The 22,336-nt window shown below is 52.3% G+C and carries 26 protein-coding genes; 9 read left to right on the forward strand and 17 right to left on the reverse strand.

The features are described 5' to 3' along the window. Positions 1-348: 348 nt before the first annotated feature. Genes AC2T28_RS07175 through gstA form a run of 3 tightly spaced genes read right to left on the reverse strand, consistent with a single transcriptional unit; the run spans position 349 to position 1,562 of the window. Positions 349-570 carry a tautomerase family protein gene (locus AC2T28_RS07175; RefSeq protein WP_486748291.1) on the reverse strand — a complete coding sequence of 74 codons (222 nt, stop codon included), beginning with the start codon at positions 568-570 and terminating at the stop codon, positions 349-351. Positions 571-573: 3 nt separating this feature from the next. Continuing rightward, positions 574-954: a nuclear transport factor 2 family protein gene (locus tag AC2T28_RS07180; RefSeq protein ID WP_486748292.1), complete on the reverse strand. Its 381-nt coding sequence runs from the start codon at positions 952-954 to the stop codon at positions 574-576. After that, the gene (gene gstA, locus AC2T28_RS07185) at positions 954-1,562 is read right to left on the reverse strand and encodes a glutathione transferase GstA (RefSeq protein ID WP_486748293.1); all 609 of its coding nucleotides are present in this window, start codon (positions 1,560-1,562) and stop codon (positions 954-956) included. The genes AC2T28_RS07180 and gstA overlap by 1 nt, the downstream gene beginning before the upstream one ends. Before the next feature lie 110 nt (positions 1,563-1,672). On the opposite strand from gstA, the gene AC2T28_RS07190 reads away from it, so the two are divergent. After that, positions 1,673-2,548, forward strand: coding sequence for a LysR family transcriptional regulator (locus AC2T28_RS07190; RefSeq protein ID WP_486748294.1), 876 nt, complete (start codon positions 1,673-1,675; stop codon positions 2,546-2,548). A 267-nt stretch (positions 2,549-2,815) separates the two neighbouring features. On the opposite strand, the gene rpsU is transcribed toward AC2T28_RS07190, so the two are convergent. Both rpsU and AC2T28_RS07200 read right to left on the reverse strand, forming a co-directional pair. Further along, the gene (gene rpsU, locus AC2T28_RS07195) at positions 2,816-3,022 is read right to left on the reverse strand and encodes a 30S ribosomal protein S21 (protein WP_164646362.1); all 207 of its coding nucleotides are present in this window, start codon (positions 3,020-3,022) and stop codon (positions 2,816-2,818) included. A gap of 253 nt (positions 3,023-3,275) precedes the next feature. Continuing rightward, a complete protein-coding gene (locus AC2T28_RS07200; protein ID WP_486748295.1) occupies positions 3,276-4,394 on the reverse strand; it encodes an aminotransferase class I/II-fold pyridoxal phosphate-dependent enzyme in 1,119 nt (372 codons plus the stop codon). A gap of 40 nt (positions 4,395-4,434) precedes the next feature. Here AC2T28_RS07200 and AC2T28_RS07205 point away from each other — a divergent pair, with 40 nt between their 5' ends. After that, positions 4,435-5,193, forward strand: a complete 759-nt coding sequence (locus AC2T28_RS07205; protein ID WP_486748296.1) for an N-acyl homoserine lactonase family protein — start codon at positions 4,435-4,437, stop codon at positions 5,191-5,193. On the opposite strand, the gene AC2T28_RS07210 is transcribed toward AC2T28_RS07205, so the two are convergent. Beyond that, entirely contained in the window at positions 5,190-5,924 is a 735-nt protein-coding gene (locus tag AC2T28_RS07210; protein ID WP_486748297.1) for an SDR family NAD(P)-dependent oxidoreductase, read from the reverse strand. The genes AC2T28_RS07205 and AC2T28_RS07210 overlap by 4 nt on opposite strands. Before the next feature lie 665 nt (positions 5,925-6,589). Between AC2T28_RS07210 and AC2T28_RS07215 the strand changes: the two genes are divergently transcribed. Continuing rightward, positions 6,590-7,438, forward strand: a complete 849-nt coding sequence (locus AC2T28_RS07215) for a flagellin N-terminal helical domain-containing protein (protein ID WP_486748298.1) — start codon at positions 6,590-6,592, stop codon at positions 7,436-7,438. A 316-nt stretch (positions 7,439-7,754) separates the two neighbouring features. Here the strand turns inward: AC2T28_RS07215 and AC2T28_RS07220 are convergent, their stop codons facing one another. From AC2T28_RS07220 to iscR, 9 genes are all read right to left on the reverse strand, one after another. Next, positions 7,755-8,975, reverse strand: coding sequence for a cysteine desulfurase (locus AC2T28_RS07220; RefSeq protein WP_486748299.1), 1,221 nt, complete (start codon positions 8,973-8,975; stop codon positions 7,755-7,757). Continuing rightward, on the reverse strand, positions 8,968-9,558 hold the full coding sequence (locus AC2T28_RS07225; RefSeq protein ID WP_486748300.1) for a YIP1 family protein: 591 nt from the start codon (positions 9,556-9,558) through the stop codon (positions 8,968-8,970). The genes AC2T28_RS07220 and AC2T28_RS07225 overlap by 8 nt, the downstream gene beginning before the upstream one ends. Beyond that, positions 9,555-10,040: a YIP1 family protein gene (locus AC2T28_RS07230; protein ID WP_486748301.1), complete on the reverse strand. Its 486-nt coding sequence runs from the start codon at positions 10,038-10,040 to the stop codon at positions 9,555-9,557. The genes AC2T28_RS07225 and AC2T28_RS07230 overlap by 4 nt, the downstream gene beginning before the upstream one ends. Then, positions 10,040-11,320 (reverse strand): SufB/SufD family protein, encoded by a 1,281-nt coding sequence (locus tag AC2T28_RS07235; protein ID WP_486748302.1) that lies wholly within the window; start codon positions 11,318-11,320, stop codon positions 10,040-10,042. Before AC2T28_RS07235 ends, AC2T28_RS07230 begins: the two co-directional genes overlap by 1 nt. Further along, positions 11,321-12,076 (reverse strand): Fe-S cluster assembly ATPase SufC, encoded by a 756-nt coding sequence (gene sufC / locus AC2T28_RS07240; protein WP_486748303.1) that lies wholly within the window; start codon positions 12,074-12,076, stop codon positions 11,321-11,323. It abuts the gene before it with no gap. 67 nt (positions 12,077-12,143) lie between these two features. Further along, the gene (locus AC2T28_RS07245) at positions 12,144-12,458 is read right to left on the reverse strand and encodes a YbjQ family protein (protein WP_486748304.1); all 315 of its coding nucleotides are present in this window, start codon (positions 12,456-12,458) and stop codon (positions 12,144-12,146) included. A gap of 30 nt (positions 12,459-12,488) precedes the next feature. Next, complete coding sequence (sufB, locus tag AC2T28_RS07250; protein WP_486748305.1) at positions 12,489-14,012, reverse strand: Fe-S cluster assembly protein SufB; 1,524 nt, start codon at positions 14,010-14,012, stop codon at positions 12,489-12,491. 10 nt (positions 14,013-14,022) lie between these two features. Beyond that, positions 14,023-15,072 (reverse strand): cysteine desulfurase family protein, encoded by a 1,050-nt coding sequence (locus AC2T28_RS07255; protein WP_486748306.1) that lies wholly within the window; start codon positions 15,070-15,072, stop codon positions 14,023-14,025. Between the two features lie 54 nt (positions 15,073-15,126). After that, on the reverse strand, positions 15,127-15,588 hold the full coding sequence (iscR, locus tag AC2T28_RS07260; protein WP_486748307.1) for a Fe-S cluster assembly transcriptional regulator IscR: 462 nt from the start codon (positions 15,586-15,588) through the stop codon (positions 15,127-15,129). 189 nt (positions 15,589-15,777) lie between these two features. On the opposite strand from iscR, the gene AC2T28_RS07265 reads away from it, so the two are divergent. The 4 genes from AC2T28_RS07265 (at position 15,778) to AC2T28_RS07280 (ending at position 18,622) form a co-directional block, all read left to right on the forward strand. Then, positions 15,778-16,431 carry an alpha/beta hydrolase gene (locus AC2T28_RS07265; RefSeq protein WP_486748308.1) on the forward strand — a complete coding sequence of 218 codons (654 nt, stop codon included), beginning with the start codon at positions 15,778-15,780 and terminating at the stop codon, positions 16,429-16,431. After that, positions 16,431-16,673, forward strand: coding sequence for a hypothetical protein (locus tag AC2T28_RS07270; RefSeq protein WP_486748309.1), 243 nt, complete (start codon positions 16,431-16,433; stop codon positions 16,671-16,673). The genes AC2T28_RS07265 and AC2T28_RS07270 overlap by 1 nt, the downstream gene beginning before the upstream one ends. Then, on the forward strand, positions 16,670-17,824 hold the full coding sequence (locus AC2T28_RS07275; protein ID WP_486748310.1) for an HD domain-containing protein: 1,155 nt from the start codon (positions 16,670-16,672) through the stop codon (positions 17,822-17,824). Before AC2T28_RS07270 ends, AC2T28_RS07275 begins: the two co-directional genes overlap by 4 nt. A 177-nt stretch (positions 17,825-18,001) precedes the next feature. Then, a complete protein-coding gene (locus AC2T28_RS07280; RefSeq protein ID WP_486748311.1) occupies positions 18,002-18,622 on the forward strand; it encodes a TetR/AcrR family transcriptional regulator in 621 nt (206 codons plus the stop codon). Here the strand turns inward: AC2T28_RS07280 and AC2T28_RS07285 are convergent. Next, positions 18,607-19,386 (reverse strand): class II glutamine amidotransferase, encoded by a 780-nt coding sequence (locus tag AC2T28_RS07285; protein ID WP_486748312.1) that lies wholly within the window; start codon positions 19,384-19,386, stop codon positions 18,607-18,609. The two genes, AC2T28_RS07280 and AC2T28_RS07285, sit on opposite strands and share 16 nt — an antisense overlap. A gap of 264 nt (positions 19,387-19,650) precedes the next feature. Here AC2T28_RS07285 and AC2T28_RS07290 point away from each other — a divergent pair, with 264 nt between their 5' ends. Beyond that, on the forward strand, positions 19,651-19,986 hold the full coding sequence (locus AC2T28_RS07290; protein WP_486748313.1) for a DMT family transporter: 336 nt from the start codon (positions 19,651-19,653) through the stop codon (positions 19,984-19,986). Positions 19,987-20,109: 123 nt separating this feature from the next. After that, entirely contained in the window at positions 20,110-21,930 is a 1,821-nt protein-coding gene (gene typA / locus AC2T28_RS07295) for a translational GTPase TypA (protein ID WP_486748314.1), read from the forward strand. A gap of 117 nt (positions 21,931-22,047) precedes the next feature. Here typA and AC2T28_RS07300 read toward each other — a convergent pair whose 3' ends face one another. Then, positions 22,048-22,335: a DUF1330 domain-containing protein gene (locus AC2T28_RS07300; protein ID WP_486748315.1), complete on the reverse strand. Its 288-nt coding sequence runs from the start codon at positions 22,333-22,335 to the stop codon at positions 22,048-22,050. Position 22,336: the final 1 nt, after the last annotated feature.

Below are 22,336 nucleotides of genomic sequence, written 5' to 3' on the forward strand. Positions count from 1 at the left end.
AAAAATAGGACCTGGTTGATTGGCATTGCCGCGGATGATCTTGTCATACGCTGTGTTGTACGCGCTCAAATTCCATGGTCCAACTCGTTTCGCTGATCGCTCCACAATCGCGCGACATCTCGCGGGGCATGGTTGAAGGGAGGTAAAACTCCGGTTTCCTGCGTCCTTCCCAGTGCCAATTGTACCAACATTCAGTTTGCAGAAGTCAGTAAGCCGCACTGAAACTTGCGAAACTGTTCGCTCTCGCCAAACTATGAAGGCGGCACTGGCAAGTGCCGCCTCTAACGAATACCATCATCGCCTGGGTACCCAACCCGATGTTCCCCTATTCTTCCGTCGGCTTGGTTTTCATTGTACCTGTTTCCGGTACTCATGGACCGGCAATCCGCCGATACCCCAATCTTCCAGAGCGACCTCATTGATCACGACAAAAGTCGTCGCTGGGTTCTTGCCCAAAACCCTGTGCAAGAGATCGGATACCCCTGCGATCAGCTGTGTTTTCTGATCAGCGCTCGGGCCTGCGCCATCAGGACCGCCCTCGCGTGTCACCTTGATATTAACATATGGCATTGGTTAGTCCTTTCGCGGAACATAAGAGAAAACTTTGGTCACGATACGCCAACCTGCACCGTCGTGAACAAGGGTAAGAACATCCAGAAAATCGCGGCCCATCATGGTCATACGCGCTGTGACATTCGCCAGCCCTCCTCCAGGAAACGCAATTTCCAGCACGTCTTCTTCCCGTGGATCGCCGCGTTTGGCCGGTGGTTCACGCTCGTCTACGCGTTTCATATAGGTCTCAAGATCCAGATACAGTTCATCCCCTTCGGTCGCGCAAACGTAAGACAGCTGAGGGTGAAAAACGGTACGCAGCAAAGAACTGTCAGCTTGATGGAGCCCCTCGAAATAGGCCTCCATCAGCTCACTGACGTTTTTGTAGTCAGATGATGTCATTAGATCAGCCCCTCAGCCCGCATCGCCACCTGAGCCGACGACCTTGACGCCGCACGGTTCACGAAGGCAGCCAGATGTGGCCACCGGGCAATGTCGATGCCGGTAAAGTTTGCCCAGTTGGACACCACAAAAAGATAGGCGTCGGCCACTGAAAACTGGCCAGATACTAGCCACTCACGACCGTCTTCCAGTTGGGCTTCGATTTGATCGAATTTTCCCGCCACATCTAATCGCGCGTCTTCCTTGCCTGCTTCGGATGTGCCATCTCGGAACAGTGGGCCAAACGCCTTGTGCAATTCAGTCCCGATCCAGTTAAGCTGCTCCTGCATCCGGGCACGGTCCAACGTCCCCACAGCTGGTGCTAGGCCTGCCTCAGGATTTCTGTCAGAGATATACTGCAGAATTGCTGGACCTTCGGTGAGCACTGATCCGTCATCCAATTTCAGAGCTGGAACATAGCCGTTGGGGTTGATCACACGATAATCAGCACCGCTTTCAGTCCGACCTGCCTTGGTATCCACGGCTTCGATTTCCAGCGCATGGCCAATTTCGTGCAGCGCGATATGGCTGGCCAACGAGCAGGCGCCGGGTTTGTAATATAGTTTCATGGGTTGCTCCTGTGATAAGTGATGGCCCATGGCTAAACTCAGGAATGGTGAATTGATAATATTGTATAATCAGCATAACGATTAGAAAAATAGATCATCTGGACAGCTTAATGAAGCACGACCAACTCATCGCACTGGAGGCAATCGTCTCTACTGGTACCTTTCGCGGCGCTGCTGAACGCCTGAACAAGTCGCAATCGGCCGTCAGCCATGCAATCCGCCTGCTTGAAGATGAACTTGAAGTAGAGCTATTCAGCCGCGCAACGTACCGGCCTTCGCTTACCTCTGCAGGTGAGATCATTTATCGCGAAGCATCCCGCGTTCTGCGCCAGATGCAGGATCTGAGATCAACAGCCGCCCGTTTGCGCGCGCGAGAGGAGCCAGAGATAAGCCTTGCAGTGACTGCGACGATGAATCTCGACCCGCTGTTATCCGTTTTGGCCGCTATTGGGCAACGCCATCCCGCAACCCATATACGGTTGGGAATGGAAATGATGGGTGGTCCAGTTGCCAGGTTGATGGAGGGTAAGGCGGATATTGCCCTTGCCTCACTTGACGGGGTGCCGCTGGATGAAGTTGAGGCAGAACCCGTTTCAGAGGTGACGATACGCCCTGTGGCTAGCCCCGGCCTGAAGCTGCCTTCCAGCACACGCGCAATTTCTGTCTCAGAGATACAGGGATATGTACAGGTTATCACCGCAGGAACCGGTGGAGAGACGCATGTGCAAAGCCGCGATCTGTTGCCGGGCGGGCGCAAATGGACCGTTTCGGATCTCAGCGCCAAGAAAAAAGTGATTATGGCTGGATTGGGCTGGGGAGGCTTGCCCGATCACATGACAGTCGAAGAACGAGATTCTTCTGACTTACTGCCACTGAACCTCGAGGGGTTTCCTGTGCGCCATACTGTCATTTTTAAAATACGGCGAAGGGATCAGCCTCCGGGTATCGTCGCCTCGGAACTCTGGGACAAAATCGGAAAGTTTTGATATCCAGCCTACCCGCGTCTGAGCAGCCCTTAGCATCAAATTCGCATAAAGCGCTCTCAACGCTCTAGCAATCACTGAGCTCCAAGGCTCCATAACCACTCAACGCGGCCCAGTATAAAATTTGGCGGCCTGTCTGAGACTTTGCATTGATGGCCAGTTTAGGGGTTTGATATCTAAGGCTAACCTTTTGCAATAAATGTCTGACGACACAAAAAAACCCCGTTGCCATCAGACAACGGGGTTCTCTTCTTACAGCACTAGGAATGATTACATCGTTCCTTCGCGCTCTAACTTTTTGCGTGCGAGCTTACGGGCACGGCGGATAGCTTCAGCTTTCTGGCGCGCGTTTTTCTCGGACGGTTTCTCGAAATGTTGCTTGAGCTTCATTTCGCGAAAAACGCCTTCTTTCTGGAGCTTCTTCTTGAGCACCCGGAGAGCTTGATCGACATTGTTGTCGCGAACACTTACCTGCATGTGGTTTTCACCACCTTTCTAGATAGAGTTGCAATGATTTGCAGGAACCCGCCCAATAGCAAAGTGATATTGCTTTGTCTAGTCTTCTGTTTCACACATGGAGAGGTACCACCTATTCGCTGAAACATAGTATTGCACGAATGGCTACTCCAACACGTAGATGCAGCTCTAAGACCACGTCCCTCGCCCGCAACTGTCACGAATAGCTCTAAACTGACCTTGCGCTGTGCGCGGCAAATGGCCGCTTGGCGCCTCATTCGGCTAACAGTTGTGACATCCGGGTAAGCCCAACATCCAAATTTGCAGAGGCTCCGCCGCCAACTCCTAGTCGAATGTGGTTTGACAGCCCGTACGCACTTCCAGGCAGTAAAAATGTTTTGTATGGGTCAGCCAGCAGGCGTTTTGCAAAGATGTCACTATCTATTCCCTCTGCCAGTCGTGCCAAACCAATCAGTCCGGCCTCGGGCCGGTGCCAAGACAGTTTTGGCTCGGCGGTGATGTATGTGTCCAAGAACTCAAGCGTAGCGATGCTATCACGTCGCGCCTTGGCCAACGCTTGGCTTAGTCGATCTGGGCGTAGGGCAACTTCAGCGATCACTTCCCCCATGACATTCATAATTTCACTGCTGTTTTCCCGCAGGACAATCGCATCCATCACCATATTTTTGTCGCGGCAAATTAGCCAGCCAGTGCGCAGCCCCTGTAACCCCAAGGCCTTGGACACGCTTCCAGTGGTAATGCCGCGCTCATAGATGCCCGCAATCGACGGGGCTCTGTCGGTAGTCCACTCCAACCCGGCATAGACCTCGTCAACGATCAGCCAAGCACCGACGTTGTCCGCAATCTCCGCAATTCGCTGCAGGTCTTCTGTGCTCAACAATTTGCCGGTTGGGTTATTTGGGTTGGTTAGAAAAATCAGCTTGGTTTTCTCGGTGACCAGCGTTTTTAGCTGATCCAGCGGTAAAGCCCAGCCTTCGGCCTCATCTCTTTCAACCAGTTTGACCGTGGCCTGTCTGGCCTTAGCCAAAACTTCTACCTGCGGCCATCCAGGTGTTTCTGTGACAACCTCATCGCCGGCGCCGACAAGCTGCATGAACGCCAGGTAATTGGCTTCAGCCGCGCCAGCGGTAATTAACACATCATCGGCTGTACACATCTTGGCCAAACCAGCCTGATCAATGACACGCTGGCGCAGAGATGGCAGGCCCCGGAAAGACTTGAGACTCCAATCGAGGGACATTTCAGGGTCAAGATCATCCAGAAAATCACCCAGTTTTGGCGACTCGGCCAGCGAGAACCCAATAAAGGCTTCTGGATCGGTCTCGGTTGTATCAAGCAGATACTGGAACAGGGTATGAATCTTGACTTTCATTGGGGACCCGCGATGGTTGGAGCAGCTATGAGGGGATGTTATGCAAGCCAATGGTTTTTTGAAAGGGCGGCCGATCTCGTTGCATGTTCTGGACTACGGGCTGTTCAAGGTGCATGCAAACAACAGAGTTATTGGGATTTGCGGCTTTCTGATTCAGACAGACGCAGGTGAGTCCATTCTGGTCGATACCGGGTTTCCGCAAAAATATGCAGAGGACAAAGCCGCAGCCACAGAACAGGACAGGCTGTATGAGTTTGGTGAAGTTCTGCAGTGTGGGATGGCCAATATGCCTGCAGCCCAACTTGCCCTCGCCGGGATCCAACCGGATCAAATTGATCTGCATGTTCTGACACACACCCATATTGACCATGTTGGTGGTCTTGGTGATTTTCCAAAGGCTCCAATTTTGGTATCAGGCGCTGAGCGGCGTTTGCCCAGACCACTTTACTGGGGGGATGTCCAGCCGCTTGAATGGCCAGAGCAGGAGTATCTGGTGATCGAAGACGACGTTGAGGTTAGCCCTGGGTTTCGTGTCCTCACCTCTCCGGGCCATGCGCCAGGCCAGTTGGCGCTATTGCTGGATTTGCCGGAAACCGGGATGGTTTTGCTGACCAGCGATGCAATCTCGCGCCCCGCTGAAATAGACGAGAAGTTTGCCGGGTCCTGGGACGAGGCAAAAGCCATTGCCAGCGCAGATCGCTTGATGAACCTGGCTAAAGAAACTGGCGCGTTTGTGATCTATGGGCATTCGCCCGAGCAATGGCCAAAACTGAAGAAATCGCCCGAAGCTTACACCTAACGCACATCCCGCCCTTGGTTGAGAATGATGATGTTGCCGCTGGAGATATTCCCGGCAGATGAGATCAGAAAAGAAACCCAATTGGCAATTTCAGCCGGGTCCATCGCGCGCCCGTGTGGCATCGCCGAAATTGCCTGCTGTAGTACCTCATCGGTCAACACATCGAACAACGGCGTCGTGGTCATGGCAGGAGCAATCGAATTTACGGCGATTTTCTCTGCCGCATACCGCCGTGCAAGATCTTTGGTCAAAGTGTCCATCGCGGCTTTACTGGCGCGGTAATGTGGTGGATCAAAAACGTCAAAGTTATAGGCCCCATTGGACGAGATATTGACGATTTTGCGAACGCCGGGACGGTCCATCATTAAGGGAACCGCTTGCTGGCAACAATAAAACGCCGAATTGAAGTTTATCGCCATTTGACTGATGAGCTCCTGCGCCGGGATATCCGGGAAGTCGGACATCAGGCAGGTTCCAGCATTATTGACCAATGCATCCACTCCGCCGTGCTGGGACTTGATGCTGGCAAATGCCTCGGCAACTGCGGTGGCATCAGTCAGGTCAACAGTTAAACCGTGAAAACCATCTCCAATGGATGTCGAGCTTTCTTCGAGACTTTTAGCGGATACATCCAGTCCGACCACGGTCAGCCCGTCTTGCACCAGCTTGAGGCAAATCGCGCGCCCCATTCCGCCACCTGCTCCTGTAACAACCGCAATCTTGCCTGGCATGATGATCTCTACCCCAACATATTTTTGCAAATTTACGGAGAACGCTAGACTTGCACATCCCGTTTGTACAGCAGGCCAGGTGGCGGAATAGCGTACATAGCGTCCTCAAGGACTAGCCGAAAGTGCCCGAAAATGGTGGGAACGGACTGGGAAGGCCGCCAAAAGTGTTAAAGCAAGACTTTAATCATCACCATTCAGAAGCGAATGCGAGGGGTTCTGAATAGGTTATTTAGCTGGCTGAAGCCGAAACAGGATCAAATTTTAAAGATCTATTCTAGCCAGGGTAGCATCGTATTTCGCACAACAACCGTTTCGGGTCTCGTCTTTGATTCGCAGATTTTCCAAACTTTTCAGCGCCGCATTACCGGCAAGCGAAATTGGCTTAAGGCTCATCCTGCCTGAAATTGTACAGTGCAACTTAGGCGGGCTGACCGCCAATCCCGTCAAGGTGTGAAGCGGAAAAATACACCGAGGATCCGATCTAATCACGGGTTCCAGGTTAGGACCTTCCGGGTGCCGTCATGCTAGAAAGTCCCTGCACCGAACGACATGGTGACACAGCGGCAAACAGCCCTCTGTATAGTCAGAACGACTCCGAAACTCAGTCAAAAGACTGGATGCAACTTGGGGTAAATCCTCAAATATGACTACTTGGAGTACTAACAATGACCAGCATTCTTACAAACAACGGCGCAATGGTTGCTCTGCAGACGCTGTCTTCGGTCAACAGTGACCTGAACGAGTCTCAGAACCAGATCTCAACTGGTAAAAGGGTTGGAACCGCCAGTGACAACGCTGCTGTTTGGGCAATTTCCAAAACAATGGAATCTGATGTTGCCGGGTTCAATGCTATCTCGGAAACACTGGCCGTAGGTGAGGCTACTGTGTCTGTTGCCTCAGCCGGTGCTGAACAAATCGTGGAAAAACTAACCGAAATCAAAGAGCTGATTGTGTCAGCTCAATCGGAAAACGTTGACCACGCTAAGATCCAGAATGACATTACCAAGAAGAGCGAACAGGTTGCTGCCATCATCAGCGCTGCTCAGTTTAACGGAGCAAACCTGCTGGCAACAGACGTTGACGGTGCTGGCGCAACCAGCGTAGGCGTGCTGGCTTCGCTTGACCGCATTGGCGCAACAGGTACGCCAACAGCGACCGAGATCACAGTTGCAACTGTTGATTTTGAAGCAAATATCGACCTGGCATCCGACTTGACAGGGATCACCGACAGCACTACTGCTGCGACCGCTCTGGGTGAAATCGACGCCTTCCTGTCCACTGCAATCGATGGCGCTGCTCAGCTGGGTTCCGACACTGCGCGCTTGAAGGACCAGGGTGAATTTGTCTCTAAACTGTCTGACGCCATGAAGATGGGTATCAGCTCGATGACTGACACCAACATGGAAGAGGCATCGGCCCGTCTGAAGGCCTTGCAGACACAGCAGCAACTGGCTGTACAGTCGCTGTCGATTGCCAATGGTGCGCCACAGTCGCTCATGACGCTATTCCGCTAACTGATGCAGTCCGGGGCGTTTCGGCGCCCCGGTTTACTAAGTCATAGAATTATTCAGGCCAGTGATATTAGGAACATACAAAACGTGTTCCCCAGGTAAAGCAGGTCAAACCGGCAGCTTAGGCCAGCACCCTGCCGCATAGCAAAGCTTGGCCCGTACAGATTAGTACGGTATAGAATAGAGGTGTACTGATATGTTTAGTTTCAGGACTCCAAGGCTTCATCTAGACCTGAAACCTTACCCCTAGGCGTGTCAAACTGCCCTTTTCCCCCTTTTAATAACAGAGGCTCTAAGGGCAGCTTGATTATTACGACGCTCAGGCAAAAAGTTCGTGAGCGAGTTCCAAGGCTTCCACAAGGGTGTCGACTTCTTCCTTGGTATTGTAGAGCCCAAATGAAGCCCGGCAGGTTGCAGATACACCGAGATGGTTCATCAATGGTCCGGCACAATGGTGCCCTGCCCTCACAGCGACACCTTTCTTGTCCAAGATAGTCGAGATGTCATGGGCATGAGCGGCGCCGTCAATGGTCAAGCTGAATATGGCTGCTTTGCCAGGAGCTTGCCCCTGGACATTCAACCAGTTCAGGCCAGTGAACCGTTGCTGGGCATAGTCCCGTAGCTGAGCTTCATGTGCGGCAATGTTATCCATCCCCAGTTCCATCATGTATTCAAGCGCAACACCAAAGCCAATGGTTTGAACAATACCCGGTGTCCCCGCTTCGAATTTCATCGGAGGATCGTTATAGAGCACTTGTTCCTTGGAAACTTCCTTGATCATATCGCCGCCGCCAATGAAAGGGCGCATTTCAGCCATGCGTTCCGGGCGAATATAGATCGCGCCTGAACCGGACGGTCCATAAAGCTTGTGACCAGTGATCGCATAAAAGTCGCAGCCAAGATCATCAACATCTACCGGCATATGGACCGAACCCTGGGAGCCATCCACTAGCACGGGCACGCCCTGCGCATGCGCACCCTGTGTAATAGCCTTTACGTCGACGACCGTTCCCAGAACATTCGAACACTGAGTAACTGCGATAAGTTTGGTTTTCGGACCAATGGCATCAATGACGGCCTGAGGGTCCAGACTCCCGTCAGAGGCGGTATCCACCCACTTCAACACCACGCCTTGACGCTCGCGGAGAAAATGCCAAGGAACAATATTGGCGTGATGCTCCATGACGCTCAGAATAATCTCGTCCCCGGCTTCCATACGCGGCATGGCCCAGCCATAGGCAACAAGATTGATCCCCTCGGTTGTACCCGAGTTCAGGACGATAGTGTTTTCGTCACTGGCGTTCAGAAACTTCGCAATCGTATCACGAACGGCTTCGTACTTTTCAGTGGCGAGATTAGAAAGGTAATGCAGGCCTCTGTGAACGTTAGAATATTCCTCTGCGTAAGCTCGCGTTACGGCATCAATAACCACCTGCGGTTTTTGAGCAGAGGCTCCATTGTCCAGATAAACCAACGGCTTTCCATTTACCTCTCTTGAGAGGATTGGAAAATCAGCGCGAATTCTGTCCAGGTCATACATTGGCGGAAAATCCCAGCAAAGAAGGCCCCGCAAGGCCAAGAAAGAACGAGAGTGCAAGAGCAATGATTACACTTGCCATTAACAAAACACCAAACGCTCGCCAAGCCGAAGCAAACCGATGTGCTTCCTTGATGAAGTTGGTCAAAATGTAGATGCCGAAGATACTGATTGCCAGGTTCAACAATCCAACAAAAGCGGGCGCGATTAGAAACAACAGTACGATCATTACGACCTGTACCAGCACCTGCAGAAGTTGAAGCCAAACAACCAGAACCAAGATATCCTGGACTTGCCCCTGCCCGCCCAGCCATCGGCCGGTCGCAGTCAAGGCGTGGACAAATACAACTTGCAGCGCAAGCATTACTGCAAAATATACCAGCGGAGGCAGCTTGGGTAACACGACATCTGCCGGCAATGGAAACACGATTTCCTGCACGGTATAAATGATCGCATTCAAAACTACTGCCAAAGCCAAACCGATCCACAACACATTACTTGGAAGCCGATTGGCCAGTAACATTTGCGCAGCGCGTACAGGCGCCGTAACGGTCAACATTACAAGTGGTTGCAAAATGGCTATCATTGTTTTGCCCAATACGCTTGACGCAGTCCTGACACCCAGAACCAAAGAAAGCAAATCAACCAAGCGGCGCCAACAAGTGTCAACGCGGGTCCGGGTCCCACAAACCCTGCAGTTAACCCATTCAGGAGAAACAATGGGCTGGCTGCCAATAGGGCCCAAAACAAGGCAAGTCTTGCACCAAAACTATCACCTTGGCCCCCAATCAAGCGCACTGTAAGATGTGATAGCCAGGACAAACAATAGAGCAGTAGTGGCGCTATAAAAATCCAGCCAAACAGCGCGCCGCCCAGCATCATGTTTAGCTCTTGCCCAGTAAGAAACGCTTCGCGCGCCAATTTGGGCATCTGGGATACAAACGCCAGCACACATCCGGTCATAAGAATGATCAGAGCGCGATCTTCACGAACCCCCACGGCCAGCAGCCGCGTCATAACCTGACGCGGCCTTCTGTAGGTTTGGATAATATCAGATGTAACTGGCATTAGCGGCGTCGCAACAACCAGTTTTCCAACCTATTCACGATGTTTGCGGCAATCTCTTGATCCTCAATTTCGTCCACCGCTTCAGCAAGGAAAGCCAGTGTCAAAAGATCGGTCGCCTCGCCAACGGGTACACCGCGAGATCTCAGGTAGAAAAGAGCCTCTTCGTCGATTGCACCCGAGGTTGAACCGTGAGAACACGCGACATCATCAGCGTAGATTTCCAACTCTGGTTTGGCCAGGAACTGACTATCATCGTCTAGCATAAGTGCTTGGCTAATCTGGTAACCATCTGTTTTCTGGGCATCTGGTTTGACCAGAATCTTACCCTGAAACACGCCAGTTGCGCCGTTGCGCAATACTTTCTTGAATACCTGTCGGCTTTCGCAATTCACGGCGTCATGGGTGATGAAGACAGTATCATCATGGTGGAAGTCGCCATCTCCGACACAAGCGCCGGCCACATGGGCAAATGCATCGTCGCCCATAATTTCAATAATGGCTTCGTTGCGGGTCAGCACGCCATTCACCGTAAGGGTGAAGCTTTTCAGCGTGGATTCTTTGCCAAGACGCGCAAACATATGGGTTACAGCACGACGTTCATGATCGCGCCCTTGAGCGCAGACCAGATGCAAGGAACCGCCATCGGCAATGTCAATTTCGCTGCATTTATTCAGCCTGGATGCAGCCGGGCCATTCTCCAGAATGGTTGCCTCGGCCCCAGCTTCAACGCGAATGACATGATGCAACAGTGCATCCGAGTTTTCGGAGTTGTGAACGTAAACAAGACTGATCGGTTTGCTCGGCTTCCCAGTCACCCGGATGACAACACCTTCTTTGGCAAAGGCCGAATTGAGTGCTGCCAAAGGCCGTGCAACGGGGTTTTGCCCGCGCGCTTCAAGAACGCCGTACAAGTCCTTGGCCCAGTGTATATCTTTGCCATCCACTTCGGCCAGGTGATCAATCTCAACGCCCTCCAGCTCCAACGGATCAGAGGTTTCTGGATCAAACACACCATCGACAAACACAATTTTCAAGCGATCAAATTCGTCGAACATCGGCGCTTCGCCATGTTGGAACACTTCAGCGCTAGGCGCGTCTGTCTGGACCAAAGAATCTGGACGTGTGTATTTCCAGTATTCGTCGCGACGCCCCGGTAAGCCGAGTGTTTGAACACGTGACAAGGCAGCGCGACGCGCCTTTTCCAAACAGTCACTTTCAGGCATGGAAAGCGCTGCCAATCTTGCCTCGGTAGCAGTTTGCTTTAATTCGGGCAGAGCCATTTATTCCACCTCGGCCAGAATGTCGGCATAGCCGTTGTTTTCTACTTCCAGTGCCAGCTCTGGACCGCCCGATTTGACGATACGGCCATTCGCCATGATGTGCACGACGTCTGGCTTGATGTGGTCCAGCAGGCGTTGATAGTGGGTGATCACCAGGAAGCCACGGTTTTCGTCGCGCAGCGCATTTACGCCTTCGGCCACCAGTTTCATGGCATCAACGTCCAAGCCTGAATCGGTTTCATCCAGAATGCACATTTTTGGCTGCAGCATTGCCATTTGCAGAATTTCATTGCGCTTCTTTTCACCACCCGAGAAGCCAACGTTAACCGGGCGCTTCAGCATGTCGGCGTCGATCTTGAGAGATTTGGCAGTGGAGCGCACTTCCTTCAGGAAATCTGCGGCACTCATCTCTTCTTCGCCACGTGCCTTGCGCTGTGCATTAACAGCGGTACGCAGGAAGGTCATGTTGCCAACACCGGGAATTTCAACCGGATATTGGAATGCCAGGAACAGGCCAGCAGCGGCGCGTTCTTCGGTTTCAAGATCCAAAAGGTCTTCGTCGCCCAATGTCGCCGAACCCTCAGTTACCTCGTAACCGCCCTTGCCGGACAAGACATAGGACAGAGTTGACTTACCCGAGCCATTGGGACCCATGATCGCATGGACTTTGCCCGCTTCGACTTCTAGGTTCACACCTTTAAGGATCTGCTTGTCTTCGTCTTCAAGTTGGACGTGCAGGTTGTTGATTTTTAGCATTTTTCTCGTCTCACATTCGGGGAGGCGTCACGCCTCGTTATTGCATTCGGGCGTTCAACCCGATAAATTATCCGAGCCGCACCGCAGTGCCGCTTGCTGAAACCATAAGCATGGAGTCAGCGATGACTTCGTAATCCAGATCCACACCAACAACTGCGTTGGCACCAATCTCACGGGCGCGTTCTTCAAGCTCGGCCAACGCTGTTACGCGCGCGTCCTGCAGCTTGCTTTCATAGGCTCCTGAACGGCCACCAACGATGTCAGTAACCGAGGCAAAGAAATCACGAACCACATTGGCACCCATAATGGCCTCACCGACCACAATGCCTTTGTATTCAGCAATCTTATGTCCTTCGACAGAATTGGTTGTGGTTACGATCATACTTTTATCCTTGTCCCAGGGACTCATGACTTAGCCAACCGAGCCTTCCAGGCTGATCGCTACCAGCTGCTGGGCTTCCATCGCAAACTCCATGGGCAGCGCCTGCAACACATCCTTACAGAACCCGTTCACGACCAATGCAACAGCCTCTTCCTCGTCCATCCCGCGCGAACGGCAATAGAAAAGCTGATCATCATCCACCTTGGATGTGGTTGCCTCGTGTTCAACCCGGGCGGAGTTGTTCTTGACTTCGATATAAGGCACCGTGTGGGCCCCACATTTGTCGCCGATCAACAAGCTGTCACATTGCGTGTAGTTACGGGCGTCCTTGGCTTTCTTGTGCATCGAAACCAACCCGCGATATGTATTCTGCGCCTTACCGGCACTGATACCCTTAGACACAATGCGTGACTTGGTGTTCTTGCCCAGATGAACCATCTTGGTGCCGGTATCGGCCTGCTGCATGTTATTGGCAATTGCGATCGAGTAGAACTCGCCCTGGCTTTCCTCACCACGCAGAATGCACGACGGATATTTCCAGGTCACGGCCGAGCCTGTTTCCACCTGTGTCCACATCACTTTGGAGCGGTCCCCGCGACAGTCGGCACGTTTGGTCACAAAGTTGTAGATCCCGCCTTTGCCGTTCTCATCGCCCGGATACCAGTTCTGAACGGTCGAGTACTTAACCTCGGCGTCTTCTTCGATAATGATTTCGACTACAGCGGCGTGCAGCTGGGCGATATCACGCGCTGGCGCAGTACAGCCTTCGAGATAGGAAACGTAGGAGCCTTTGTCGGCGATAATCAGGGTACGCTCAAACTGGCCGGTGTTTTCGGCGTTGATGCGGAAATAGGTCGACAGCTCCATCGGGCAGCGAACACCAGGCGGAACATAAACAAACGAACCATCCGAAAACACGGCCGAGTTCAGTGTGGCATAGAAGTTGTCGGAAACCGGAACAACTGACCCAAGGTATTTTTTGACCAGTTCAGGATGTTCCCGGATTGCCTCGGAGATCGAACAGAAAATTACGCCTGCTGCTTTCAGCTCATCCTGGAAGGTTGTGCCAAGTGATACCGAGTCAAACACGGCATCAACAGCAACTTTGCGACCTTCAGCAGGAACATTTTCAGCGCCTTCGACGCCAGCCAAAATCATTTGTTCTTTCAGCGGGATGCCAAGCTTTTCGTAAGTAGCAAGCAGCTTTGGGTCTACCTCATCCAGCGACTTGGGCTTCACTTCCATCGATTTGGGACGTGCATAGTAATATTGGTCCTGAAAATCTATTTCAGGATAGTCGACCATTGCCCAGGTCGGCTCTTCCTTTTGTAGCCAACGCTCATAGGCCTCAAGACGCCAGTCAGTCATCCACTGCGGCTCTTCGTTCTTTTCGGAAATTAGGCGAACGATATCCGGAGTAAGGCCTTTGGGCGCATACTCCATCTCAATATCGGTTTCCCAACCGTATTTATAGGCACCGCCAACTTCGCGCACGGCGTCGACGGTCTCCTGGTCAACACCTTCTTTTACTTGTGTCTGGTCCAATGCGGCCATTTTACGTCTCCTAAGTGCGCGCTCCACGAGCGCGATAGTTCTTTTCTTTCGCCAGCCATGTCTCTGCAAATCGCAGAACATCGCTTTCGGTTGTTTCGGGGCCCAGCGACACGCGTAGCGCACTCTGAGCAATGTTCTCGTCGTATCCCATGGCGGTCAGCACAGAGCTGGCCTTTACCTTGCCGCTTGAACAAGCTGAGCCTGCGCTGACGGCAAAGCCAGCCAAGTCCATTTGCATCACCTGGGTTTCACCTTTCCAGCCAGGCGTTGCGAAACACGACGTATTAGTCAACCGCTTGGCCGAAGCTCCCACGAAAATGGTGTTTTGCGTCCCAGCTTCAAGAGCTTGCTCAAGCAGATCACGCAGCTCTGCGACCTTTTCCCAAACCCCATTTGCCAGATCACGGGCTGCAGCTTCAGCAGCAGCTCCGAACCCCGCGATTCCAATGACATTTTCAGTTCCTGACCGGCGTCCCATTTCCTGGCCACCGCCCTTAATCTGGGCCTCAAGATGCGTTCCGCGTTTCAGGATCACTGCACCAATGCCTTTGGGGCCACCCAGTTTATGCGCCGAGATAAGCGCGATTTCGGCACCCATCCAATTAAACGCCACCGGCAGCTTTCCAAAAGCCTGCGTTGCGTCTGTAACCGCTAACCCGGCAGGCAACAACTGAATGATCCCAGTTTCCGAGTTGGCCAGTTGAAGTGTCGAGACTTCTGGATCCAAGACAGTAACAAGACCATCGGCGTCGACGTTCAAATCTTCGCTAATACAACACCTTACGGCATCATGCTCAACAGAAGCTCCAACCAAGTCACGATTGCCACAGGCAAGTGACGCGCCTTCGGTTGAGCCCGATGTGAACACAATATCCGCACCATCGGCACCAAAGGCATTTGCGATCTGCGCCCGCGCCCTCTCAACAACAGCTTTTGCGGCGCGGCCTTCAGCATGCACCGACGAGGGATTACCGCAAACCTCCATTGCAGCAATCATCGCCTGTCTAGATTCTGGGCGCAGCAACGCTGTCGCATTATGGTCCAGATAAACCCTAGTCATGGATGCATCTTTCCAAGCGAACTGCGTCAGGCGCGTAACTGGCAGAAAGGTAGATCATTCTGCGTCTACAACCGAGAAAAGGTTGGGCACTGCGGGACAAGGCGCCAGGTCGTTTTTGACAACATCTGAAAGTCTGGTCTGATGCAGGTACACATACACATGTGCGCTCAGCCCCTCCCAGAGCCTATTGGTCAGTGATTGGGCGCGACTGCCCGAAGCAGCACCAGAAGCGCCCGCGCCCTTATGCATGGCATCTACCGTTTCGTCCACAGCTGACAAGATGTCTACCACGCGAATTTCAGAAGCCGCTTTTGCAAGCCTATACCCGCCACCAGGTCCGCGGACAGAACACACCAGCTCAGCACGACGAAGCTTGACAAAAAGCTGCTCTAAATAAGGGAGCGAAATATCTTGTCGTTTCGAGATATCACCCAGCACCACCAATTGCCCTTCTGGCTGCAGAGCGATATCGGCCAAAGCAACCATGGCATAGCGGCCTTTTGTCGAAAGCTTCATGTTTGTTACACTCCAACCAGCTTGGGGACAGCGAAAACATTGACCTTTACCGCATCAGTGCGTATCTCAGCCTGATGGTGCAAGGTTTTGGACCGCGCCCACATTTAGAACCGTTCTAAGGTGCCCTAGGGAATTCGTCAAGATTGCCTTAATGCACTTCCCGCAAATAAGAGTAGGATCCACCCACCCATGCCTGAGGTCATTTTTCCCGGACCCGAAGGCCGCCTCGAAGGCCGCTATCATCCGCAAAAAGAACGTGACGCTCCAATTGCCATTGTGTTGCACCCGCATCCGCAATTTGGCGGTACCATGAACAACAAGGTGGTCTATAACCTCCACTATGCGTTTTACAACATGGGTTTCACCGTTTTACGCTTTAACTTCCGTGGTGTTGGCCGCAGCCAAGGTGAATACGACCAAGGTATTGGTGAGCTATCTGATGCTGCTTCGGCGCTTGATTACCTGCAGTCCATGAACAACAATTCCAAGCACTGTTGGGTTGCTGGATTCTCATTTGGGTCTTGGATTGGTATGCAGCTGCTGATGCGCCGCCCGGAAATCACTGGATTTATTTCGGTTTCTCCCCCGGCCAATATGTATGACTTCTCGTTCCTGGCGCCCTGCCCGTCTTCGGGTTTGATCATCAATGGCACCTCTGACCGTGTTGCACCACCAGCGGATACCGTGAATCTGGTGAACAAGCTGCACGAGCAAAAAGGTATCACCATTACGCACCAGGAAATCGAAGGGGCTGATCACTTCTTCCAAGAGCCTCACATGGATAACATGATTGGGAATGTGTCCGATTACGTGAAGCGCCGCCTGACCGAGAATACACGCTAATGGGCACACTTGAACGACTTGCCGAAAAACTGGCCGACGACACCATGAAGGTGCAGGACGCCACCGGCCAAGATCGTTTGTTTATGGAGGTAAGCAGCGTTTTGGCTGCTTCCTCCCAAACACTCGAAGAGGCATTTCTAACCGAAATGCGCGTTCGTCTTGCTGAACGTGTTGCCCGTAAATTTCTGAATGAAAAAGTGGCCGAAGCACAGGCCGCTGCCGAAGGTAAGCAACAACCGTGAATACCCGCCTGGATGCGCAGTTCGAATTCCTTCTCGAAGCCGAAAAACTGCGAAAGATCGAGCGTGCAAATCTGATTGTAGATTGCTCGCGGTGCGAAAACTCAGCCGAACACAGTTGGCATTTAGCGCTTTATGCCCTGGTTCTGGCGCCTCTTGCAAAGCCCGGCGTGCAGATCTCTCGTGTGATCAAAATGCTTTTGCTACATGATCTGGTTGAGATTGATGTGGGTGACCACCCTATCCACGAAGATACCGATTGGGATGCCGTAGCACAGGCCGAACAGGCTGCCGCTGCGCGTATATTTGGTCTGCTCCCTGATGACCAAGCTGTCGAAATGCTCTCTCTGTGGCAGGAGTTCGAAGCATCACAGAGCAAAGACGCTCAGTTTGCCAAACAGCTAGATCGTAGCCAGCCTATCTTCCAAACACTCTGTGGGGCTGCGCCCATTGCAGACCACGTCCAAATTGTCCGTGAAAATCTGAATGGCGGTCGCGCGGCTTCACTAGAAACCGAGTTGCCCGAAGCTTTCTTCCACGCTCACTATTTGCTTGGGCAATCAAACTCAGTTGACTGTACTCCGCTTGTAAGTCGATTAGGTTTTCTGAACGAATCTGACGACTTAAAGAAAGTTCTTCGAGCAACTGAATTGAGTGACGGATCACGCTACGAGAACTCAGCCGAGCACAGTTGGCACATCATGCTTTTTGCCTGGGTACTGGCTGAACATTCGATCAACAAGATCGATGTTGATCGTTGTCTGCAAATGCTTCTTTTGCACGACATTGTCGAAATAGACGCCGGCGATGCGCCAATCCATGCACAGATCGACTTCGAAGCCATCGCCGCCAAAGAAGCACTGGCAGCCGACCGTTTGTTTGGGCTTCTACCTGAAACTCAGTCATCTGCATTTCGGGATCTGTGGGACGAGTTTGAAGCCGCCGAGAGCAACGATGCAGTTTTTGCAAAGTCGATAGATCGGGTTCAACCTGTGCTTCTCAACCTATTAAGTGGCGGTACAAGTTGGATGAAATACAAAGTCACTCTGCGACAAGTCGAGGACCGTGTCGGCATTAAAGTCAACCGCGGTGCACCGGATGTTTGGCAACATGTGCACGCGCGCATAAAACCGTGGTTTCAACAGAATACCTGACCAGCGGTCCAACCTTTTCTGAACACGAAAAGGTTTGGCTATCTAGCTTAAATGATTAGAAAAATTCCTAGCCATCGCGTTTGCAATCGTGAGTTATTGTACGAATTCGTCAACTCTGATTTAACTGTGAACCGATCGGTTCTCTTTTTTTCTTGTTCTCTCACACAAACGCCCTAGTTGAAGACTGTAACTGGCAGTTTTGATTTTAAAATGGGTATTAGTATGCGCGGGAACAAACGGGATGAATTGATCCAAAAGGCTCTGGACGTTTTTTACAGGAATGGATTTCACGCCACGGGCATGGATATGCTTGTCAAGGAGACCGGAATTTCCAAAACATCGATGTACAAGCATTTCAAAACAAAGGACGAACTAACCTTGGCGGCCCTTCGGCTCAGGGATGAGCTGTTTCGGAACATGGTTCTAAGGCGCCTGGAAGAGCTGTCTGACACCCCCAAAGGGCAGGTGTTGGCGCTATTTGATGTGCTTGAAGAGTGGCTTGCCGACCAAGATTTCCTTGGTTGCACCTTCATCAAAGCCGCGTCAGAGTTTCAGAACCCAAACCACGCAATCCGAAGACAATGCGCCGAGCACAAACTTCTTCTGTCCGAACATATTGAAAGACTTCTGGAAACTGCTGGATATAGCGATTCACCAGACCTAACGCGTAAATTGATGATTTTGAAAGAAGGCGCAATTACAGAAGCACATGTTCGCCAAAGTAAAAATGCGGCTCAGGACGCAAAAGCTTTGGCAGTTATGCTATTGGAAAGAATAGACAATCAAAGAACGGGCTGAAAATCAGCCAACTTGGCTCCCTTGTCGCTCAGCTCCAAAAATTGGCCCGGCGCCAGCGCTTTCCATCCGCTTTCATCTGGCTCCAAAGGCTCGGAAACCACAGCCCATCCCTGTCGGCTTTCACTCCAGCGGTAATAGACAGATGGAGCGATGTGGTCCGAGGAATATCGCGCTGCAAACAGCCGTTTACCGTCCGACATGGCCACCGAAAGCCGCATGTGTGGTGTAGTGCCATGGGTTCGTGACAAAGCTTCAATCCTCGCCACTGCGCGTTCCAGGGCCCCCTTGGGATCTTCCTCCAGCCCTTCACCCATCGCAATCAAGAAAAGGACTTCACTGTCTGTGGCGCCTTTGCGGTGGTGGTACTGGTCGCAGGGGACACACATATCCGCATCTTTTCGGAAATCTTCAAAGCCACCTGCTTGTCCGTTGTGCATGAAACTCCAGTTTCCGGCCGTAAATGGGTGGCAGTTGTTTCGGCTAATTGCCGATCCTGTCGAAGCCCGGACATGGGCTAAAAACATGCCCGAGCGAACATGATGCGCAACGGATTTCAAATTTGGATCTGACCAGGCGGGGTAAACATCACGATACTGACCAGGATGTGGTCGGTTGTCATACCAGGCAACACCAAATCCATCCCCATTGGTCGATGTCTTACATTCCGACGCCTCTTGGCTTTGTGCAATCAGAGAATGCCCCGGGCGGGAAATAATGTCCTCAAGATAAATAGGATCTCCGGTATAGGCTGCCCAGCGACACATGAGTTTTCCTTTTCAAACAACGGAGAAGCAAGAACACTTCAAGCCACCACCCTAACAGTACTGCGACTACTATACTTCAATTTCCCTTCGGTCGAGTGTACCAGCGCACAGGCTGTTGTTCATTCCTGAAAGCAGACTATATGCCTTTGGTCGCGCCGCGACATCTTCTGCCGTTTCCAGAACGGCGTCAGCGATCAAAATACCCGATAGAACCCACAGCTCATGACGGCGCTAGCGCTTCAGCTTCAAAGGGGAAGGAATTCAATGCCAATACAGTATGTATACCTGATTGTCGCTGTCGCCGCCGAAACAATCGGAACAACAGCTTTGCAGGCCAGCCAGCAATTTTCGCGACTGCTTCCATCGTTGATCGTGCTGTTTGCCTACGGATTTTCCTTCTACATGATGGGGTTAACGCTGCGCTATATGCCTGTTGGGATTGTCTATGCAATTTGGTCTGGCCTCGGCATCGTTATGATTGCGGCCATCGGCTACGTGGTATTTGGGCAAAACCTGGATCTGCCAGCCGTTATTGGAATGACGTTTATCGTTGCGGGCATTTTGATCATACATTTGTATTCCAACGCCTCGGGTCACTAACCCGTATCCGCATCCGTAAAACATCAGACTCAGCGGTATAGATGCTGCAGACATACATTTTCTCTGGCCTTTGGTCGGGGATCAGGCTATGGGCGCTGCAACTCCCTTACAAAGGCTGAATTCATGGAACTGCGCAACATTGCGATCATTGCCCACGTGGACCACGGCAAAACCACCCTGGTGGACGAGCTGCTAAAACAATCCGGTGTTTTCCGCGAAAACCAGGCCGTGGCCGAGCGCGCCATGGATAGCAACGATCTGGAACGCGAACGCGGCATTACCATCCTTGCCAAGGCCACTTCTGTGGAATGGAAAGGCACCCGGATCAACATCGTCGACACCCCAGGTCACGCTGACTTTGGTGGCGAGGTTGAACGGATCCTGTCGATGGTTGATGGTGTTGTTCTGCTGGTCGATGCAGCCGAAGGCCCGATGCCTCAGACCAAGTTTGTAACATCCAAGGCGCTGGCCTTGGGCCTGAATCCAATCGTTGTTGTCAACAAGGTCGACAAGCCAGATGGCGAGCCTGATCGTGCGCTGGACGAATGTTTTGACCTGTTTGCCAACCTTGGCGCCAACGATGAGCAGCTGGACTTCCCAACTATGTATGCCTCGGGCCGTTCTGGCTGGGCTGACATGGAGCTGGACGGTCCGCGTAAAGATCTGTCTGCGATGTTCGACTTGATCGTTGACCATGTTCCGTCGCCTGCTCAGTTTGAGCGTAAGGACGAGCCATTTCAGATGTTGGCCACCACTCTTGGCAATGATCCGTTCATCGGTCGTGTCCTGACCGGTCGTGTTGAGACAGGTACCCTGAAAGTTGGAGATACTTTGAAGGCGCTGACCCGTGAAGGCGACTTGATTGAAAACTTCCGTTGCACCAAAATTCTGGCGTTCCGTGGACTGGCCCAGGCGCCAATCGACGAGGCTGTTGCCGGTGACATCGTTTCCGTTGCAGGCATGACCAAAGCAACAGTGGCTGACTCACTGGTCAACCCCAGCATCGACGTGCCCCTGCCCGCTCAGCCAATTGATCCGCCAACCATCACGGTTACTTTTGGCATCAACGACAGCCCGCTGGCTGGCCGCGATGGCAAAAAAGTTCAGTCACGCGTTATCCGTGACCGTTTGATGAAAGAGGCCGAAACCAACGTTGCGATCAAAATCTCTGACACGCCAGGTGGCGATGCTTTTGAGGTTGCGGGTCGTGGCGAACTTCAGATGGGTGTTTTGATTGAGAACATGCGTCGTGAAGGGTTCGAACTGTCGATCTCTCGCCCACAGGTTCTGTTCCGCGACGAAGATGGCGTGAAAATGGAGCCGGTCGAAGAGGTTACCATCGATGTAGATGACGAGTACTCAGGTGCCGTGATCGAAAAAATCACCGGCAACCGTAAGGGTGAACTGACCGAGATGAAGCCTGCCGGTGCTGGTAAGACCCGCATCATCGCCCACGTGCCATCGCGTGGCTTGATCGGCTATCACGGTGAGTTCCTAACCGACACCCGCGGAACTGGCGTGTTGAACCGCGTGTTCCACGGTTGGACTCCACACAAGGGATCCATTCCTGGCCGTCGGGCTGGTGTTCTGATCTCGATGGAGAACGGCCAATCCGTAGCCTTTGCGCTGTGGAACCTCGAAGAGCGTGGCAAGATGATGATTGGCGCACAAGCCGACGTTTATCAGGGCATGATCATTGGTGAGCACAGCCGCGAAAACGATCTGGAAGTGAACCCTCTCAAGGGTAAGAAGCTGACCAACGTTCGTGCGTCTGGCACAGACGAGGCTGTTCGCCTGACAACGCCAGTGATCCTGTCGCTGGAAGAGGCAATTGCCTATATCGACAACGACGAGCTGGTTGAGGTTACTCCTAACGCGATCCGTCTGCGCAAGCGTCACCTAGACCCACACGAACGCAAGCGTGCAGCCCGCGCTGCAGGCTAAAAAACGCAAAGGGCGCCCAATGTGGTGCCCTTTCTTTTTATGTCTAACAAAAGAAATGGGCGCTGGAATTACCCGGCGCCCATATATTTTTGCAAACGGCAGCTTAATGTGCAGTTTTTATTCGCTGGTTTCAACAACCATCAATTCACGCTCAGACGCGTCGCGCGCATGGCTCAACGCCTCCTGATATTCAGGGCTGTGATAGCACTCAACCGCTGCATCCACGCTGGGGAACTTGGCCACAACATTGCGTGGCCGCTCCTTACCTTCTAGCTGTACAAACTTGCCACCTCGGGCAATGAACGAACCGCCATGCTTGGCAATAGCAGGGCCAGCCAGCTCTGCATATTTGCCATAGGCATTCGCATCGGTCACGGTAACATGTGCAATCCAAAGTGCGCCCATC

The sequence above is a fragment of the Parasedimentitalea nitratireducens genome, from assembly GCF_057444295.1.